The 17,978-nt window shown below is 41.1% G+C and carries 15 protein-coding genes; 9 read left to right on the plus strand and 6 right to left on the minus strand.

Translation table 11 applies throughout. From position 1 onward, the window contains the following. The first annotated feature begins 283 nt into the window (after positions 1 to 283). From BUC20_RS10680 to BUC20_RS10690, 3 genes are all read left to right on the plus strand, one after another. Positions 284 to 1,756: an MFS transporter gene (locus BUC20_RS10680; RefSeq protein ID WP_084528752.1), complete on the plus strand. Its 1,473-nt coding sequence runs from the start codon at positions 284 to 286 to the stop codon at positions 1,754 to 1,756. A 172-nt stretch (positions 1,757 to 1,928) separates the two neighbouring features. After that, entirely contained in the window at positions 1,929 to 3,032 is a 1,104-nt protein-coding gene (locus tag BUC20_RS10685) for a helix-turn-helix domain-containing protein (protein ID WP_159441087.1), read from the plus strand. 352 nt (positions 3,033 to 3,384) lie between these two features. Then, positions 3,385 to 3,825 carry an SRPBCC family protein gene (locus BUC20_RS10690; RefSeq protein WP_234994497.1) on the plus strand — a complete coding sequence of 147 codons (441 nt, stop codon included), beginning with the start codon at positions 3,385 to 3,387 and terminating at the stop codon, positions 3,823 to 3,825. 110 nt (positions 3,826 to 3,935) lie between these two features. On the opposite strand, the gene BUC20_RS10695 is transcribed toward BUC20_RS10690, so the two are convergent. After that, positions 3,936 to 4,484: a hypothetical protein gene (locus tag BUC20_RS10695; protein WP_143166762.1), complete on the minus strand. Its 549-nt coding sequence runs from the start codon at positions 4,482 to 4,484 to the stop codon at positions 3,936 to 3,938. Positions 4,485 to 4,760: 276 nt separating this feature from the next. On the opposite strand from BUC20_RS10695, the gene BUC20_RS10700 reads away from it, so the two are divergent. Genes BUC20_RS10700 through BUC20_RS10710 form a run of 3 tightly spaced genes read left to right on the plus strand, consistent with a single transcriptional unit; the run spans position 4,761 to position 7,395 of the window. Continuing rightward, positions 4,761 to 6,374 carry a Na+/H+ antiporter gene (locus tag BUC20_RS10700; protein ID WP_073230710.1) on the plus strand — a complete coding sequence of 538 codons (1,614 nt, stop codon included), beginning with the start codon at positions 4,761 to 4,763 and terminating at the stop codon, positions 6,372 to 6,374. Between the two features lie 39 nt (positions 6,375 to 6,413). Beyond that, the gene (locus BUC20_RS10705) at positions 6,414 to 6,893 is read left to right on the plus strand and encodes a hypothetical protein (RefSeq protein WP_073230712.1); all 480 of its coding nucleotides are present in this window, start codon (positions 6,414 to 6,416) and stop codon (positions 6,891 to 6,893) included. Positions 6,894 to 6,951: 58 nt separating this feature from the next. Beyond that, on the plus strand, positions 6,952 to 7,395 hold the full coding sequence (locus tag BUC20_RS10710) for a tetratricopeptide repeat protein (RefSeq protein ID WP_073230714.1): 444 nt from the start codon (positions 6,952 to 6,954) through the stop codon (positions 7,393 to 7,395). Positions 7,396 to 7,407: 12 nt separating this feature from the next. On the opposite strand, the gene BUC20_RS10715 is transcribed toward BUC20_RS10710, so the two are convergent. Then, entirely contained in the window at positions 7,408 to 8,613 is a 1,206-nt protein-coding gene (locus tag BUC20_RS10715; RefSeq protein WP_073230716.1) for an outer membrane protein assembly factor BamB family protein, read from the minus strand. 268 nt (positions 8,614 to 8,881) lie between these two features. Here BUC20_RS10715 and BUC20_RS10720 point away from each other — a divergent pair, with 268 nt between their 5' ends. Both BUC20_RS10720 and BUC20_RS10725 read left to right on the plus strand, forming a co-directional pair. Then, positions 8,882 to 9,295 carry a VOC family protein gene (locus BUC20_RS10720; RefSeq protein ID WP_073230718.1) on the plus strand — a complete coding sequence of 138 codons (414 nt, stop codon included), beginning with the start codon at positions 8,882 to 8,884 and terminating at the stop codon, positions 9,293 to 9,295. A 10-nt stretch (positions 9,296 to 9,305) separates the two neighbouring features. Then, entirely contained in the window at positions 9,306 to 9,884 is a 579-nt protein-coding gene (locus BUC20_RS10725; RefSeq protein ID WP_073231777.1) for a YdeI/OmpD-associated family protein, read from the plus strand. Positions 9,885 to 9,916: 32 nt separating this feature from the next. Here the strand turns inward: BUC20_RS10725 and BUC20_RS10730 are convergent, their stop codons facing one another. The 3 genes from BUC20_RS10730 to BUC20_RS10740 form a co-directional block, all read right to left on the minus strand. Continuing rightward, positions 9,917 to 11,137 carry a Ca2+-dependent phosphoinositide-specific phospholipase C gene (locus BUC20_RS10730; RefSeq protein ID WP_073230720.1) on the minus strand — a complete coding sequence of 407 codons (1,221 nt, stop codon included), beginning with the start codon at positions 11,135 to 11,137 and terminating at the stop codon, positions 9,917 to 9,919. A 9-nt stretch (positions 11,138 to 11,146) separates the two neighbouring features. Then, positions 11,147 to 13,999 carry a TonB-dependent receptor gene (locus tag BUC20_RS10735; protein ID WP_073230722.1) on the minus strand — a complete coding sequence of 951 codons (2,853 nt, stop codon included), beginning with the start codon at positions 13,997 to 13,999 and terminating at the stop codon, positions 11,147 to 11,149. A gap of 181 nt (positions 14,000 to 14,180) precedes the next feature. Next, positions 14,181 to 15,254, minus strand: a complete 1,074-nt coding sequence (locus BUC20_RS10740) for a helix-turn-helix domain-containing protein (protein ID WP_073230724.1) — start codon at positions 15,252 to 15,254, stop codon at positions 14,181 to 14,183. 147 nt (positions 15,255 to 15,401) lie between these two features. On the opposite strand from BUC20_RS10740, the gene BUC20_RS10745 reads away from it, so the two are divergent. Then, positions 15,402 to 17,273: a sensor histidine kinase gene (locus tag BUC20_RS10745; protein WP_073230726.1), complete on the plus strand. Its 1,872-nt coding sequence runs from the start codon at positions 15,402 to 15,404 to the stop codon at positions 17,271 to 17,273. Here BUC20_RS10745 and BUC20_RS10750 read toward each other — a convergent pair whose 3' ends face one another. Next, positions 17,274 to 17,753: a hypothetical protein gene (locus BUC20_RS10750; protein ID WP_073230728.1), complete on the minus strand. Its 480-nt coding sequence runs from the start codon at positions 17,751 to 17,753 to the stop codon at positions 17,274 to 17,276. It abuts the gene before it with no gap. Positions 17,754 to 17,978 lie beyond the last annotated feature (225 nt).

The following is a 17,978-nucleotide window of genomic DNA, read 5'->3' on the forward strand; positions in this document are numbered from 1 at the left end:
CAAAATATTACAAATCAAATATTCTTATTTATAATGATTATTTGGACTTTAAGTTGTTTTGGTTATTGTTTTTACTTTTTAAGTATTGGATTTTATAAAAAATAAAGAATAAAATTTTGCGATGTTTTTTTTGCTGTATTGCTATCCCGCCTATGCATCGCTCTTAATGTTCAGCTAAAACCATCCCGATCAGGAATGAAAAAATAGGTGTTAATTTTTCGGTTGCAGGGCCATTCTGACCATTCTACTTTTGATTCATCATTTGATTTACATCCCCAAATGAATGAAAAAGAAGGATATGGAAAAGAAAAACAGCAGCAATAAATGGCTGGCTTTAATCATTGTTTTAACAGCACCTATGTTGTATGTAATTGATATTTTTATTATCAATATGGCGATACCAGCCATTAAAAAAGGAGTACAGGCTACAGATGGAGAAATTCAGCTGGTCATTGCAGGTTATTTACTCGGAAGTGCGGCCTTTTTGATCATTGGCGGGCGGGCAGGAGATCATCTGGGAAGAAAGAAGGTGTTTTTCTGGGGGATGCTTTGCTTTACCCTTACCTCTTGTCTCTGTGGTTTGTCTGAAACCGCTCTCCAGCTCAACATCACCCGGTTTTTTCAGGGTTTAAGCTCTTCTATCATGGTTCCCCAATCCATTGCATTTATTCAGGTCCTGTTTACCGATCCAAAGGAAAGGGCAAAAGCGATAGGCTGGTATGGAGTTACCTTAAGTATCGCAGCTATTATCGGTCAGATACTGGGCGGATACCTGGTGGATACTCATTTTGGTATTGAGGGATGGCGGTTGATCTTTCTGATCAATCTTCCGGTTGGAATAGTGGCCTTATGGGCGATCAGAAAGTATTTAACAGAGACGGAAAGGGAGAAAGGCCGGGGATTTGACTATTCCGGGGCTTCGATTTTAACCCTGGGCCTCCTTTGTCTGATTTATCCCCTGACAGAAGGAAGGGAAAAAGGATGGCCTTTATGGAGCATGCTGATGATGGGCAGTTCAATTCTTGTTTTTGCCTGTTTTATTCAGGATCAGAAGCGTAAGCTTTTACTGCATAAGGGGCCTTTGATTGATATTTCCCTGTTTAAATTAAGAACATTTAATATCGGTCTGCTCACCGTGTTGTTTCATTTTATGATGCACACCGCTTTCCTGCTGATGGCTGCGGTTTATTTACAAAACGGACTCGGTTTATCGGCCCTGGATTGTGGCCTGTATTTCGTGTTGCATGCGCTCTTGTTTATGGGCTCGGCAATGCTGGCCTCCCGCTTAATCGTAAAACTTGGAAAACGGGTGTTACAAATTGGAGTAGCCATCATTATGCTTTCTTTCATTTTACAGATCCTCGTGTTTAAAGCCGGAGTAAGCGGGGTTTATGTGATCCTGTTAATTGGACTTTATGGTCTGGGAAATGGAATGGTCCTGCCTTCTTTATTGACCATTACTTTGGAAAGCGTGCCTGAAAAATTTGCAGGAGTTGCTGCAGGGGTTTTTTCTACGTTTCAGCAAACCGCTTCGGCATTGGGAATAGGTATTTTAGGAGGTGTGTTCTATTCGGTGATCATACCGGGCGACCAGCACCCTGATTATCTTAAAGCTTTTAATTATGGCATTACCGCCAATATCGCTTGTCTGTGTATAGTGGTGCTGATGCTTTATTTGATTCCGGAGCGGAAAATATCGGGTGAAAGTGAGGGTGATTTTGCTAAGCAGCATGCTGCAGAGTCAGTACTGCCATGATTTTGAGTCATTTTAGCGGATTAATATTTATTTATGGAATCATTTCTATCTTTGATTTTGATGTAGACTAAATGATTAACGACCTCTCCTGATGAACCTGCTGTGTACTATTTTACTTTCTCTATCCACGATTAACAGTCTGACATTGATTTTTAAACAGGAACATTCTTATTTGAAAAATAAGATGCTTGGGGTCTCCCTGTTTTGCTATAACATCTCCCTGTTGGTTTACTTTTTATGGTTTGAGAACGGGTATATTATTGATCATCCGCATTCACTTCGTAGCATGAGCCCCCTGATGTATTTAAATGCACCTTTTTTTTATTTCTATATCAGGAATTCTTTGAAAGATATGGATGGCTTTCAAAAGTATGATTACCTGCATTTCATTCCCGCACTGATCCATCTACTGGAACTAATCCCTTTCTATTTATTGTCATTTGAGGAAAAGCAGGAGATTGCCAAAATGATCGTTTTAAATAAAAACTTATTGTACTATACGGGCTCCGGACTGATTCCGATCTCCTTTCATTACCTCTTCAGGCTCGTGTTACAGTTGATTTATTTTTCCTATTCCGTTTATCTTGTACATAAGATCAGGCCTCGGCTGATGACGCTGATTGGTAAGGAAAAACTCCGGAACTGGTTATTCATCTCTTTATTTTTAATGGGAGCAATAGCCATCTGCAACTTTTTTTACATGATTGCCTGTTTTTTTGGCGAAAATCAAAGCCATTTATCAGGAGCAAAACTGATCTTTTCGGGTATAGGTACCATAGGAATTCTTTTTTTGAACCTGTATATCAATTTCAATCCCGAAGTGGTCTATGGTTACTTTGATCGAAATAAAGATGAACCTCAGCAAGGTATGAAGATCAACCCTGACACGCAACCGGTAATATCCGAAATTAAGGACTCAGAACTTTTATTGGAAAAGATCAGATATGCATTAAATGAAGAGCGGCTTTTTTTAAATAAGGGAATTACCATTATTGATTTTGCTAAAAAGATAAACGTTTCTCCCAAGTTATTGTCAACGCTTATTAACCGGAAGTTTGAAACGAATTTTAATGAGTTGATCAACAATTATCGGGTTGATTATGCAAAAGAACTTTTGGAAAATAACATTCTGGAGCGATATTCTATCGAAGGATTAGCCAATATGGTTGGATTTAACTCCAGGATAACATTTTTTAATGTTTTTAAAAAGAAAGAGGGACTTAGCCCTAGTGAATACCTGAAGTCTGTTGTAATTTCAACTCAATCAGTTGATTAGTCCTTTTTTTGTGCTTTTATTCTTTTAACTTATAAGCATGAATATGTTTCATATTCGGTTTCTGAAACAGTAACAGCTTGTAGCTCCACTTTAATTTATGGTATTTCGTGTCAGAAACACAACGGATATTTATCAAACCATACTAAATGACGCGCTCAACGTCGCAGCCGGAGTTACTTCGGCTGCTTTCCTTCAAAGCGGCCGCTCACTATATTGTTTACGCGGTAAAAATGAGGATAGCTCCTATGGCTTAAATGGCCCCTAAGATTGTCGCAATTGACCATCTGTTAAACGAATCCATTGCCTTAACTTTAGATCATTCGATATTAAAATATGTTTTACTAAATAAGAGATGATGAAAAAGCAGGAATTTAAGGTTTTGATCGACGCTCCCCGTGAAAAAGTATGGGAGGTAATTATTGGTAAGGATACTTATCCTCAATGGACTGCACCGTTTTCAGAAGGTTCCAATGTAGAAACGGATTGGAAAAAAGGAAGCAAAGCGATTTTCCATGATGGAAAGGGTTCAGGCATGGTTTCAGAAATTGCTGAAAATAAGCCAAATGAGTTTTTGTCGATCAGGCACCTTGGAATGTTACAGAACGGAGTAGAAGATCTGGATAGCGAAGAGGTTAAAAAATGGTCAGGATCTTTGGAGAACTATACCCTCAAAGATGTGAACGGAAAAACGGAATGGACGGTAGAAATGGATACCAGTGGAGAGTGGGAAGAGTATATGAATAATACCTGGCCCCTGGCATTCCAGAAAGCAAAAGAACTCGCCGAAAAATAAGATTTTTTGCCGGAAATCATGGATTTGTACCACTGTGGGCTGTTGCTCATAAAGGGTACAAATCCATTTTGTCACTCAGCTGTTCATTTTATAGCTCAGTACTTGTTGGGTTAATCCCATTTTACATTAAGGTTATTCGCGATGGCGAATGCTTTTCCCTTTTCTAATAACAAAGCGTATTTCTTTTCAAAAGCGTCATTATATTTTTCATCAATAGCTTTAATAATCAGGTCTTTTTGCTCCTGAGGGGCTTTGGTGTCACAAAGCTTTGCATAGGCCATGTACTCATTTTTATAGACAGGGAGGACAAGTTCATAAAGCTCCAGCGACAATTGTTTGATCTCTTTTTTATCTCCGCTCTCTGATAATTCTTTGATCTCTTTTAAGCTTTTTTCGATATACAGGATGCTATTGGCAATCCTTTTTTGCGCTTCATCGCCTTTCTTTTTGCTGGAGGGTACATTTGGGAATTCCTTTGTTTCGTCGTCGAGTCTTTTGGCAAATACCGGCATGCCAAACTCCCTCAGTGAATTGGTATTCAATACCGCGATACCGAAAAAACGATCGGCTGATTCTGTACAGGAAGTCAGGAACAACAAACCGGTGAACAGCATGCTTAATAATAAATGAGCGTGGGCTTTCTTAAAAATGCGAATCATAATGTTTTAATGAAATTTAAAATTGTTCAGAAGGAGTGTTTCTCCTTTACGGCAACAAATTTAAGCTTTCAGTTTTATAAAATAAATTCAGCTGCTTACTGTTTAAACTTTCCTCAGATCAGGTTTTTGGTATAGGTTTTGCAACACGCTGATCAACAGATCAAACAAACCATTAATTCATTCATCAGAGGAAACGTTTTTTAATTGCTTCAATATTGCTTTTAGGCGATATTGTCTGCAATTAGGCAGGACAGAACTCAAATATTGGCTTTAATAATGCTTCACGACAACCTGATTCTCATCCTTGTTCTGCTTTTATGTGTCACTATTCTGGTCATGATAGGACACAAATTGAAGGTTTCCTATCCTATATTTCTGGTTTTATCGGGACTGATCATTGGTTTTGTTCCGGGTATTCCACATATTTTTGTAGATCCTGATATTATATTTTTGCTTTTTCTTCCTCCTTTATTATATGAAGCAGCCTGGACCACTTCCTGGAAAGACTTCTGGGAATATAAAGGAGCGATCTTTTTAATGGCGGTTGGACTGGTCCTGATCACCTCAATTGCGGTCGCTTATGCTTCAGTCGCATTTATTCCGGGTTTTACTTTGGCTCTGGGTTTCCTGTTGGGAGGGATTGTTTCCCCGCCTGATGCCATTGCAGCCTCCTCCGTATTAAAGGGTGTAAAGATTCCTAAAACCATCAACTCCTTATTGGAAGGCGAAAGTCTGATCAATGATGCTTCCAGTTTAATTGTATTCAAATTTGCCCTTGCTGCGGTAATAACAGGAAATTTTGTGTTTCAGGATGCAGCTTTAAACTTTGTGGTTGTGGCAGGATTTGGGGTTTTGGTGGGATTGGGAATTGGAGGTGTATTTTACGCCATCCACCGCTGGTTGCCTACAAACGAAAATATAGATACAGTTTTAACCCTGTTGACCCCGTATTTTATGTACATCGTTGCAGAACATTTTAAAGTCTCGGGGGTAATGGCAGTGGTTTCCGGAGGACTGTTCCTCTGTAGCCAGTCGCACGTAATCTTAACGCCAAATTCAAGGGTTAAAGTCAGCGCGGTCTGGTCCGCAATTACCTTTATGATGAATGGGGTGGTATTTATCCTGATCGGATTGGCACTACCGGATATTGTAGCCGGCCTGGGTTCAGAATATCCTTTAAAAACAGCGATAGGTTATGGTATTGGCATCAGCTTATTAACCCTGGTGGTTCGCTTTGTCTGGTTATTTAGCACAAGCAGGTTCACCAGGATGGTGAATAAACAATCACGCATCCGGTATCAGGGAATGACCTGGCACTCTTCTATAGTGATTGTCTGGGCAGGAATGCGTGGTGTGGTTTCTTTGGCTGCAGCCTTGTCTATTCCCTTGCTGCTGACAGACCAGACTGCCTTTCCTTTAAGAAATCTCATTCTGTTCATCACCTTTGTGGTGATTCTCGTCACCCTGGTTGTGCAGGGACTTTCTTTGCCCTGGATCATTAGGCTGTTGAAAATACCAGAGAATACTTATAAGCTTTCAGAGCAGGAGCAAAGCTCCCAGATCCGGCTCCGCCTGATTGACCGTTCCCTGGAACGAATGCAGCAGAATTACCAGGCTCAGTGCATTCACAATGAATTGGTGGTTAGTTTCAAAACAGAACTGGAAAGATCGCTGGTTGATAAGAAAACCGTGATGCAGGCCTTCCGGGAAGGAAAAGTTGATCCTGATGAACTTAAAGTATACCGGGAAATGATGACCGACCTGATCCACATTCAGCGTCATGAACTACACCTCCTTAAAAAGGATAAAAATTATGATGATGATATCCTCAGAGAGGAAGAGCGACGATTGGATTTAGAAGAACTGAGTGGCAACGGAAATCTTTTTTAACCCAATCTATGAATTAAACTCATTACTAAACACGCTTATATGAATTTAAATACTGCGGAAGCAATTTTAAAAGATACTGGTATTTTTAAAGGGCATGAAACCATTGCCGGAATAGCCTGTACCATCGGTTACGACAAGAAATTCAAATGGGCATGGATGGCCACACAATTAAATACCTTCATCATTATCGGAGAAACAGAGGAGCTGATTGATAAAAATAAGATCGAACAATTTTCGAACGCCTGTTATGAATACGCAATTAAAAATAACCAGGGTTGGCCAAGAGGACTGCAATCAGGTATAGGTGCTGTCGCGATTTTGAAAGGAAAGTCAATTGACCGTTCCGCTGCAGTATTTTGCGAAAAGCTAACTAAAAAGCACTTCTCCGCTTTTGAAGTTCCTGTTCTCTATGATCTTGAAAAGAAAAAGACCATCCGCTATTTAACACGTCCCTTATGGGGAACGATCTATTTTCCGTATTTCACAAAAATGATCGACGACATCACCAGCCGTTTTTAAGCAGTATGTTTAATTTGATAACAGCTATTAACCTGATCATAATAATTGATAATTTCTGATGATAAAAAAGATTGAAGAAGAGGTACAAGAGGCCTCTGAAGAAGTACAACGGCAGCCGCAGGAAGTAGAGGAGAGCCTGGCTGAGGTTGTCCTGCTAAACGGGGGGCTATGGGGATACCCGGAAAAAGAAAACCTGAATAAGGCAGAACAGATCCTGCGGGCACTATTATTGAATTATCCCGAAAATACATTGGTGATGACCAGCCTCGGGGCCGTTTTATGCGATGCGGGTAAATACGACGAAGCGTTAAAGTACCTTGAACGTGCAGAAAGGTTAGGCGCTGTTGACAGGAACCTGTTTGAAAACATAGGAATCGTATGGATGAATAAAGCTGATGGGCAATCTGATAAAAAGAAAGCGTTAAGCTATTTTAAAAAACTAAGTGTGTTACAGGCAAATAAGCTCAGCATAAAGGCCTGGTTTGATCCGCATGGTTATTAAGTTTTTTCCTTTTTAACGTTGCAGGGCATAAAAAAAGCCATTTGAATCCCCGAAGTAAAGCATCCCGTCTGCGGCAAGAGGAGTGGATAGAATGGAGCCTAAAGAAAGGATCTTTTTTTCCACTTCTTTGTACTTGCTGCCATCAGGATCGAGGTCTTTCCTGAGCTGGTCTTTGTGGTCAAAGATGCGGTCGTACCGGTTTCTACTTTCTTCTGTTTGAAAATCAGCATTGACTTTCCCTGTTTCAGGATCAACAAAATAAATTTTGCCATTAAAGCAGCCAAATACCAGTTCATTGTTCGTCAGTATGGCTGATCCATACACGCGCATATTTAAGGGAAGCGTCCATTTTATCGTTCCGGAACCGGCATTCATGGCGTAAAAACGGTGGGTATCAGAAGTTCCGAAATAGATACAGTCTTTATGAAAAACAGGGCTGGCAATCACCCAGCTGCCAATTTCCTTCATATTCCATTTGCCGGTGCCTGTTTTCAGATCGAGGGCGTAAATGTTGAAATCACGGCTTCCAAAGTAAACGGTGTTCCCCTGAACCATAGCTGCTTTTTGTATTTCTCCCTTTGGAAAGTATTGATCTCCTATGGTTTTAAATTTCCAGTTCAGCACTCCTGTTTTAGCATCAAGGGCATAAAAGAATCCGTCATAACTGCCCAGCAATACCATATTGTCTTTAACAACAGGTGTAGCATGGACGATGCCCCCGGTTTTATATGCCCATTTCATCTTCCCGGAAGCGAGCTCAAGCGCATAAATGGTACTGTCGCCACTCCCTATATAAACAAGCTGATCATCTACGGTGGGAGCCGAAAGGTAATAGTCCCAGATGTCTGACTTTTGTTCTCCTTTTGTCTTAAACTTCCAGATCAGATCACCTTTGTCTTTATCCAGGGAATAGACCTGACCATCAGCACTTGAAAATATAAGCTGTTGCTCATGGATTACAGGAGAAGAATGCACCGCTCCATTGGTCTTAAATTTCCATTTCATTTTACCGGAGCTTTTATGCAGCGCATATAGGTGCTGGTCGCCACTTCCAAAATAAACGAGGCCGGCACTGCTTACGGGAGAAGAATAGATGGCAGAATCGGTAGCGAATTTCCAGACTGTTTTAACCTGTGCGTTAAGCTTGCTGTTGCAGAAGTTGCATAAGAAGACCATCAGCAATGCTGAGGTAAGGAGCGCTAAGTATTTTCTTTTCATAAATGGGGTGATGCAAAAATATATTTGAATATACAGAAATATCTGATTGGGAATATTATTGCTTATTTTTAAGAAAAGGTGCCGGGTGTCGTATTTTAAAGAAAGAAAAATTGATTTTTATAGTGTTGTAAATGAGTGGTATATGTTGAAGTCTTCTGCTGCGTGCCAGGCATTGAAAAAAAAGATTTCAGACCCTTGACATAGGGCTGTCAATAGCCTGGCTTACCTTTATCAAAGAAATCATTAACCACCTAAAAAACTAAGAAAAATGACTAATTCACAAACACTGAGAGGACTGACCACAATTTGTTATTATGCACTGGACCACGAAGCTGCAAAAAAATGGTATACTGAATTATTAGGAATCCCTCCTTATTTTGAACGTCCCGGATATGCCGAATTCCGTATCGGAGATTATCAGCATGAATTGGGAATAATAGATGGCCGCTATGCACCTGCCGGATGGGTTCCCGGTGCTCCCGCTCCGGTTACCTACTGGCATGTAGACGACATCAATGCCAGTCTGGAAAAACTGATCTCTTTGGGGGCAACTTTACATGAACCGGTTACGGAACGTGGTCCGGGCTTTGTCACCGCCTCGGCTGTTGATCCTTTTGGGAATATCCTGGGCATCATGTATAATGCCCATTACCTGGAAGTTTTAAATGCTAAAAAAGACTAAACCTAAGCTCATGGAAACGAACAACGGGATACCTGCCTTTTACGCCCCCACAAATGTAGAGTGGCGTAACTGGCTGGAGAAAAACGGACAGACAGAGAAGGCGGTTTGCCTGATCCTTTACCATAAGAAAAGTAAAACGCCCTGTATTGATTACAAGGAATCGATTGAACATGCCTTATGCTTCGGATGGATTGACAGCAAGGCCAACAAGCGGGATGAAGAAAGCAGCTACCTTCAATTTACTCCCCGAAAAGCAAAAAGCAACTGGAGTAAAGTGAATAGGGAACGGGTCGAAAGAATGATAGAAAATGGACTGATGACGCCCAGCGGACAGGCCATGATTGATATCGCTAAAGCAAACGGAAGCTGGGAAGGCCTGGCCGATGCCCAGAATGCCATTATTCCCTGGGATTTGCAGAAAATGTTCGACAAGAATGCCCTTGCATTCGAAAATTTTCAGAAATTCTCCCCCTCTTCTAAAAAGATGATCCTGGAATGGATCACTAAAGCAAAAAAAGAGGAAACCAGGGAGAAAAGAGTGGTACAGACTGTAGAACTTGCTTCAAAGAACATCAAAGCAAATCATTAGCGCAGGGATACCTGCGCTAATGATGGAAGGGTTTATTTGTTCTTTTTCGGGGCATTAACAGGATTCAGCCTTGCTACACCTCCTCCGGGAAGTTTGACCACGTAACTTGTCCCATAGCCATTTCCTTTTTTATAGAAATCTGTAGAGATGACCTGTGCTCCGGAATCAAAGGCAGCTTTAGCCCTGGTATAGTCATTTACTTTGGCTTCATAGGTTTCAATATCGCTGCGGGTGCGTACCATATAACCCATGTTTACATATTTTTTGATGTCTTCCTGCCTTACAATCGCATTGTCTAAAAGTAAGAATGCAGCATAATCATCATTGGGAGTTGATTGCATAAACATCACCCTGTTCTTTAAGCCAGGATGATTTTTAACATATGGAGACTGAGCATCATTTCCGCCTCCGGCAGAAGGAAGCAACAAAAAGATAAATTTTCCTCTGGATTTGTTGACTTCAGGCCAGTTTTTTGCCAATACAGCCTCCTTTAACGTTTGATAATTTCCTCTCACTTCATCCGGACTGATCAGTTTATCTTTTCCAAGGACACTTAATATTTCGGCATCAAGCGCATCAAAGGCGGTTTCATCAAATTTTAATACCGTTGTTGGATGTGGGAATACCGGGATTCCACTGTCTTTCGCTTCCAGCTGTATAAAGATGGGAATGTGATTTGGGTTTTCATCAGACCATGTTTTTAAGGCGGTTAGTGCATCCTTAAGCGTGGGATAATGGGTTCTGAAATCAAAATCAGCAATGTGTAAGACCTTAAACCCTGGTTTGTCAAGCCCTTCTTTATGGTAAGGGGCAAGGTTTGCTACGCCTTTCTCTTTAAAATACCGGTAAGCGGCAGGGTCACTAAAGCGGTTCCCCGTCGGATCATAATAGACATCTATCTCCAGGTTTCTCAATCCGGCATTGAGCTGATCAGGAAATGGGGGATGGTCATATTTCAGTCCTTCTGCCATAGACATCCCATTGGGATGGTATTCTTTAAATTCTTCCAGCTTTGTTTTGGGCATGGAAGACAGGTAGGCACCCATCATTTTACTGATTAAGGAGTCTCCGTAAGCAAGTACAAGGGGGTCTACAGGACGGGCGTAGCTATTATGGGTGCCCAGTACCTGTATTTCGTTTATTTTCAGGTTTTTAGGGATGTTGGAGAATTCTATTTTCTGTTGTCCTTTGGCAACTGCAATAAAAGTTAGCGAAACGAGGAGTGGGCGGACAAGGATTTTGTTAAAGTTCATGATGCTTGATTAATAGAAGTTAATAGATACACCTGCCTGGCCACGGAAAGAAAAGTAAGATACGTTCTCGACCCTTTTGGAGTCTCCGTGGTAGAAGCGGTTGGGTTCATTGGTAATGTTGTTGAGTTCGAGAAAAAGTCTGATTTTCTTGCTAAAGGCATAAGAAGAAGAAAAGTCTACCGTAAAGTTTTTGTCAAACCATTGGTAATGCTCCGGTCCGGCAGAAGTTCTGATGGTATTCAGGTATTTTCCTTTGTAGTTTCCTGCAATCCTTGCCATGAACTTGTTGCTTTCGAAAAAGAGGATCAGGTTATAATTGTGTTTCGCCTGCTTGGGTAAAGTGGTTTCTGTTACACTGGTAGCAACCCCGTTTGTGAAGTTCGGAATCTTCACTTCAGAGTTGACATAGGTATAGTTTCCCTCGAAACCGAACTTGCCGAGAAAGCCAGGGAGTTCTGTGAAACGCTTGCTGATTCCCATTTCAAAACCGGCAAGCCAGCTGTCTTTCAGGTTACCCGGATTGGATTTGATGTAAGGCTGGTTGTTGAGTTGCACCAGACTTTGGTCATCATAGATTACGTTTTTCAGCTGTTTGTAAAAAGCTCCGGCAGATACCAGTCCGACATCCCCAAAATAATGTTCAAACATGACATCAACATTGTTGGAGAAAGTAGGCTTTAATTTGGTGTTCCCTTCGGTGATGGTCCTGCCCACCTCATTAATGACGATCCCGGGGTTCAGGTCATCAAAATCAGGTCTTGCAAAAGACCTGGTTAGCGCTGCCCTTAATATCGTGTTTTTTGAAGGGCTGTATTTCAGGTGAAACATGGGAAGGAAAGCATGGTAACTGTTTTTCTCTGTCAGGTCTACCGCTTCTGCGCCTTTGTTGGTGTTGACTACCTTTTTACCTGAAAAACTAATCTCATTGTACTCATTTCTGAATCCCCCGATGATCCGGACCTCATCAGATAACTTCAGGTCGCCCATTAAATAAGCAGAATAAACGTTTTCTTTCCCCAGATAAGAGGTGCTGAGGTTGGCGCTGGAATTGGGCCCCTGTACCTGTATCATGCCTTTGGCCTGTCTGAAATCTTCGATATATAAAGCGTCAATCTGTTTGTTACTGATTTGATTGATGATCACATCATTATAAGGATTGCCGATTTCAGAGAGAAAGCCACCGTTATAAGGGAATTTTTCGGTTTCCAGGCCGTTCATATAAATCGACGGAGAATTGGGAATTCCCAGGGCCGATGGGGGCATCCAGACCAGGGTCTTACTATTGGCTTCTTTTCTTTTGTTCACAAACTTAACTCCTGATTTGAAAGAAAGCTGATCGGTTGTTTTGTAGTTGAAATCTGCCTGTCCGCGGTAATCTCTCTCCTGGTTATTGTTCTGGCTCATGATCACCTGGTTGAGTTTTAGCTGATCCGGAGAAATGGCCGACTGTACATGGGGTAAGACCCGGTCATTCTGATCGCCAATGCCATCGGGAGCATCCTGGCGGAGGTATTTATTTCCATCCGCAGATAAATTGCCATAGGTCATAGGTTGTACAAAATTAACGATGGGATATCCCCTGTCTTTCCTGGCCAGCTGATCGGGGGAATCAAATTTAAAGGAGGAACGGGCATTGTTCAATGACCAGTTTGCGGTTATTTTTTGGCTGATTTTGGATTCTCCGCCCAGTTGCAGGGAATACAGATCTGTCAGGTAATCTGCATGCCTGGCCTGCAATTGTACATTCTTCAGGTTAAAGTTAAAATAGGTCTCCCGAACGGATTGCTGATCGAGGTATTGACTATATAAGCCTTTGAAATAGATTTTATGATTGGGATTGAACTCATAATCAAGGCCGGTATTGAAGCCTAAAGTTCTTCTGTCGGCCACATAATCCCTAAGCTGTAGCTGATTGATTGCATAAGATTTTGCGGGTACGGGGTCATTGAAATTATAGGTCATCTGGTAATTGTCAAGCGCTGAAGACCTGTTCCAGATCACTCCGGAAGCAATAAACCTCAGCTTATCCGTAATCTTGTCGCCATATACGACCGAAGTGTTATAAGTAGAAGATTGAGACTGGTCTACATAACCCCCGGCAAGGTTTACAGATAGTGTTTTATGGTAAGGGGAGGTCTTGGTCATGAAATCTACGTTTCCACCAATTGCATCTCCATCCATATCAGGAGTCAGGGCTTTTGATAGTTTTACATATTCGATCAGTTCGGATGGGAAAATGTCCATCTGTACACCTCTGTTTGCGTAATCTCCACTTGCACTGGGCATTCTGTTCCCATTTAAAGTAGCCGAACTCCATTGGATAGGAGTTCCGCGGACGGAAACAAAACGGCCTTCTCCCATATCCCGTTCAATTGTAACGCCCTGCAGGCGCTGTACAGCCTCTGCCGCATTTCTGTCTGGTAGTTTTCCAATCGCATCCGCTGCTAAAACTTCGGAGATGGTTAAGGAGGACTTTTTAATGTTGAGTGCCCGGGCTTGTGAGGGTTTGTAAGCACTGCTGATGGCCACTTCATTCAATACGTTTTTTTGACTCTCCTGCAGGATGATATTGCCCAGGTTCAGTGTTTGTGATTTGATAAGGGATACTTCCAATTCCTTAGTCAGGTAGCCCATATAAGAAATCAGCAATACGCTTGTCCCTTCGCTCAGGCCAGAAAGCTGGAAAGCTCCGTCGTAAGCAGAAGTTGTCCCATTGTTTTTTCCTTTAATTTTAATGGATGCTCCGGGTAATGGGCCCCGGGTATCCATGATCTTACCACTGAGTTGGGCTTGACTAAACAACTCAAGCGTACTGAAAAGAAGGCATAAAAGTATGCCTGATCTGATTGCTCCAAATTTCATTTTGTTTGTTCTGTTAAAATTTTGAACAAATCTATCTGGAGTCTGTGTTCGGGATGTTCGCTTGGGTTGAACCGAACAATTTACCAGGTTTTATTTTTGTAATCAACTGTTTTTCAGTTGTTTTTGTGGTATTAAGAAATTGTAAAGGGAATGCATGTTAAATGTTAACCGGGGTGGTGTACTAAATATTCATCAGTGTTGAGGCCGTTGTAGTTTGGGTAATCTGGTACTTGTAATCTGTAGGATTGAGGCCCATGTGCTTTTTGAAATACTTATAAAACGTGGTTCTGGATTTAAAGCCACATTGATAAAACACTTCCGATATGTTTTGTGAATGGTCTGCATTGATGATCCTGACAAACTCTTCCACTCTGCATTTATTGATCAGGTCGTAAAAATTCGTCCCCAGGCTTTCGGTAATTGACTGGCTCAGATGATGCCTGGAAACCTGCAGCTGTCTGGCGACTTCCTCAAGCGTGACCTCTTCATTAAGATAGGGTTTGTAAACTTTAAGGGTCTGCAGCAGGTTTTCAGCAATCTCCTTCAACGTGTTTTCCGAAAGACCGGAGGTTTTATATTTTATCGTTTCCGCTTTCTTTTCCTGCTTTTCAATCACCGTAGATTTTAACTTCATGATAATGATGATGGCAAACTGGACAAGAAATAGATAAGTATACACCGTTCTCAGAAGATCTTTATTTAAACCCGCTTTATAAGAGATGTAATAACTGATAATAGAAATGATCAGGTAAACGGTTAATAATTTCAGGTACTTCAGTTCTGTACTTAAAGGTTGTCGGGTTTTACTGATGTGATAATAGGTAAGGAGGACATAACTAAGCCAGTAAAAGGGGTAGTAGTGAAATATCTGCTGATAGATCTCCATCATCAGGCTGGTAGGATTTGCCCTGCTGAAGACCATAGGGAGAATGATAATATTCCATAAGAACACGAGAAAAAAGGGAAGCAAATGGAAGAAGATCGTTTTTCGGGACACATTTTTTCCGAGGCAGTTCAGGCAAAACAGGAGTAATAAAGGACCTTTCAGAAAACGGAAACTGCTGGGGATACTTTCTATATAGGCTGTTTCTCTGTTGAACAGGTGGTAGATAAACAGTTCAAACAAAAAATCTGCGGTTACTACAATCAGGTATAGGTAGAGAAAATTGTATTTTCTGTCGTTATTTTTATTGTGGTATAACAGAAAAATAGAAATTAAAGCTTGAATAATGATGGTAATATAGATCCCTGTCATGGTTAACTATGGTTCCTTTTTATGGGAACAAAGATAGAACTGGAAAAAGAAGACAGGGGAGGAACAGGATTATGTTTTTGTTAATTCTGTTTTTTTACCAAATGAAGGCAATAAATAGTAATTTCACATGATCCATCCATTTGTTTTATGTTCAAACGTGTTGTGCTATTTTTGCTGTTCACAGCAATGTTCCTCCTTGATGCCGGCCGGGGATTTTCCCAGATTGCCGAACTCAGTAAGCTGGAATCAAACCTTCCTTTGATTAAAGATAGCATCAGGTATGTAAACACACTGAACAGGATCGCCATGCTTTCTCACCTGAGGTACCGGGATTCCTGTCTTTATTATGCAAGGAAAGCAAAGCAGATTTCCCTCAGACACAATTATAGTAAGGGGATTGCCGATGCAAAGAACTGTGAGGCCATCTATTATGTATCACTCAATAATTACCTGTCTGCGAAATATTTCAACGATGCGCTTCAACTCTATAAATCGATAGGCGATCAGGAGAATGTTTGTCAGGTGCTGATGAATATCGGCGTATTGATCTCTGTTAGTAAAAATGAGGACAGAGGGCTGGATTACATGAATGAAGCTTTTGAAAAGAGCAAGTCATTGAAAAATGATTCAATCAGGTCGATTATTATTGGCAACCTTCTCGGTATTGATACAAGTATGAAGCAGGATCGATTTGATGCCTTATTTAAAGAAGGTAAGCGTATTGCCGAAAAGTATAAAGACGATCGGATGATTCTTTACTACGAAGCCAGTGAGGGGCGACGACTTTATCAGGAGGGAGAGAAGGGGAAAGGGATGGAGATGCTACTAAAGTCTTTGCATAGTGCAGAACGCCTTGGATTTGAAACCGTTAAAGTCTGGATTTATGGTCCTTTAAGTGACATGATGTTAGATGAGGGCAAACACGAAGAGGCAATGGATTATCTGAAAAAAGGAATTGAGGAGTCGGAGAAATATGGTTATGCTGAATTCTATCTTGGTTTTGCGGAAAAATTGTACCAGCATTACAAGGACCATAATGAACCTGAGAAGGCTTATCATTATGTTTCTCTTTTACTGGCTAAACAAAACAGCATTGCTGCAGCAGCAGATAAATCCGGATACAACTACCTGAATTATGCCCTAAGGGAAAATGAAAATGAGGAACTTAAAGATAAGGCCAGCTCAAGAAGGAAAACGATCGCATTGCTGAGTTGTTTGTTTGCATTGAGTGTCGCCTTACTGTTCCTGGTGTACCGGTCGTTGAGAAATAAAAGAGAGCATGGGAAAACCCAGCAAAAGTTACATGAAATCACCTTAATGCAAAATGCAGGCTTACAGCAGACCAATCATTTTAATACGATGCTGATCTCTGTGATTGCACATGATGTCAGACAACCATTCAGTACCATCGTGATGCTCTCCAGTGTTTTTAATGATGATGTAGACTTGCTAACGGAAGAGGAGAAACTGGGCATCATGAAAGAGCTTGCAGAGACTTCTCAAAAAAGTCTCTCTTTTATGGATGGATTGCTGGAATGGATCAAGTCAAAGAAAACAGGGTTCGAATATCAACCGGAAAAGCTGTTGATAAGAGACCTGATCTTTGAAGCAAATACTTTCTTTAAAATCGCCCAGGAAAAGAAACAGATCAAATTAGTGTTGGATATCCCCTCCGCAACAACAGTTCTTGCCCACAAGCAGATGTTGCTGTTTATCCTCAGGAATATCCTGAACAATGCCACTAAATTTTCTCCTGCTGAAGGAGTAATCCATATAGATTTAGCAGAGGATGAGGAGCATATGGTGATCCGGATTAAGGACCAGGGCGCGGGAATGAGCCAGGAACAGATTGGTCAGCTTTTTATGGCGGGATCAGGGGATTTGGAACAAAATGAAAACAATGGCGCCGGCCTGGCCTTGAGCATATCTTATGAAATGGCAATGATTATGAATGCAAAGATCTCTGTAACCAGTGAATTGGGAAATGGGGCTGTTTTTTATATTTCCTTGAAAAACTAATTACTTTCCCTTGCTTTCACGATCGGTAAAGATAAAATAAAACATGGCCTTTACGGGTTGTGTCATCAGCCGGGTTCCGTTGATCCAGGCAGAAAGACTGGTTTTTTCTATTCCGGTATCTGCCACAATATCTTCAATCTGGATGCGGTGCTTCGCCATTTTTTCTTTGATCCATTTGGCATCTACGATGTCAACTAAAACGGGGGTGTAGATCAGCGGCTGAACAGCAATCACCGGCTTTCCCGGTAAAACACCAAACAAATCTCTGGTCAGTTCAATCAGCTTCACCTCATCAGCGTAGTTTCCTGAGAGGTGTTTTCCCTGTGTCGTTCTAATCATCAGCCCGTTGGCATCCGAGGAAACGACATGAAAGGAAATGTTGGAATGCCGTAAATACAATTTTGCTCCGGTTTCCAGTTTAGCAAGGTCTTTGGGCTCCAGTCCTTTCAGCTTATCAATATGTTTAATCGTATCTGTCATTGTCTTTTTCTTAAAGCGGAGCGGTACTTCTTTATTTCGGGATTTGTACTGGTTGAAAATACGAAAGGTTTTTCATTGATTTTGCTTTTTAAACCACATAAATGATAGTTTAGAGAAGTTGCTGATTAAGCTATTTTTGCAGCAGATTGTATTTATTTGCATAATGTTGCATATATTTGCGTTTAATATTGCATTTGTTTGCATTTATCGCGCATTTGCAGGAAC

The sequence above is a fragment of the Pedobacter caeni genome (assembly GCF_900129215.1).
Classification (GTDB): domain Bacteria; phylum Bacteroidota; class Bacteroidia; order Sphingobacteriales; family Sphingobacteriaceae; genus Pedobacter; species Pedobacter caeni.

Coding starts and splice junctions, on each gene's coding strand:
- BUC20_RS10740 (WP_073230724.1), bottom strand. CDS start 15,254: ATGACAGGGATCTATATTACCATCATTATTCAAGCTTTAATTTCTATT.
- BUC20_RS10745 (WP_073230726.1), top strand. CDS start 15,402: ATGTTCAAACGTGTTGTGCTATTTTTGCTGTTCACAGCAATGTTCCTC.
- BUC20_RS10710 (WP_073230714.1), top strand. CDS start 6,952: ATGATAAAAAAGATTGAAGAAGAGGTACAAGAGGCCTCTGAAGAAGTA.
- BUC20_RS10700 (WP_073230710.1), top strand. CDS start 4,761: ATGCTTCACGACAACCTGATTCTCATCCTTGTTCTGCTTTTATGTGTC.
- BUC20_RS10705 (WP_073230712.1), top strand. CDS start 6,414: ATGAATTTAAATACTGCGGAAGCAATTTTAAAAGATACTGGTATTTTT.
- BUC20_RS10735 (WP_073230722.1), bottom strand. CDS start 13,999: ATGAAATTTGGAGCAATCAGATCAGGCATACTTTTATGCCTTCTTTTC.
- BUC20_RS10690 (WP_234994497.1), top strand. CDS start 3,385: ATGATGAAAAAGCAGGAATTTAAGGTTTTGATCGACGCTCCCCGTGAA.
- BUC20_RS10695 (WP_143166762.1), bottom strand. CDS start 4,484: ATGATTCGCATTTTTAAGAAAGCCCACGCTCATTTATTATTAAGCATG.
- BUC20_RS10725 (WP_073231777.1), top strand. CDS start 9,306: ATGGAAACGAACAACGGGATACCTGCCTTTTACGCCCCCACAAATGTA.
- BUC20_RS10680 (WP_084528752.1), top strand. CDS start 284: ATGAAAAAGAAGGATATGGAAAAGAAAAACAGCAGCAATAAATGGCTG.
- BUC20_RS10715 (WP_073230716.1), bottom strand. CDS start 8,613: ATGAAAAGAAAATACTTAGCGCTCCTTACCTCAGCATTGCTGATGGTC.
- BUC20_RS10750 (WP_073230728.1), bottom strand. CDS start 17,753: ATGACAGATACGATTAAACATATTGATAAGCTGAAAGGACTGGAGCCC.
- BUC20_RS10730 (WP_073230720.1), bottom strand. CDS start 11,137: ATGAACTTTAACAAAATCCTTGTCCGCCCACTCCTCGTTTCGCTAACT.
- BUC20_RS10720 (WP_073230718.1), top strand. CDS start 8,882: ATGACTAATTCACAAACACTGAGAGGACTGACCACAATTTGTTATTAT.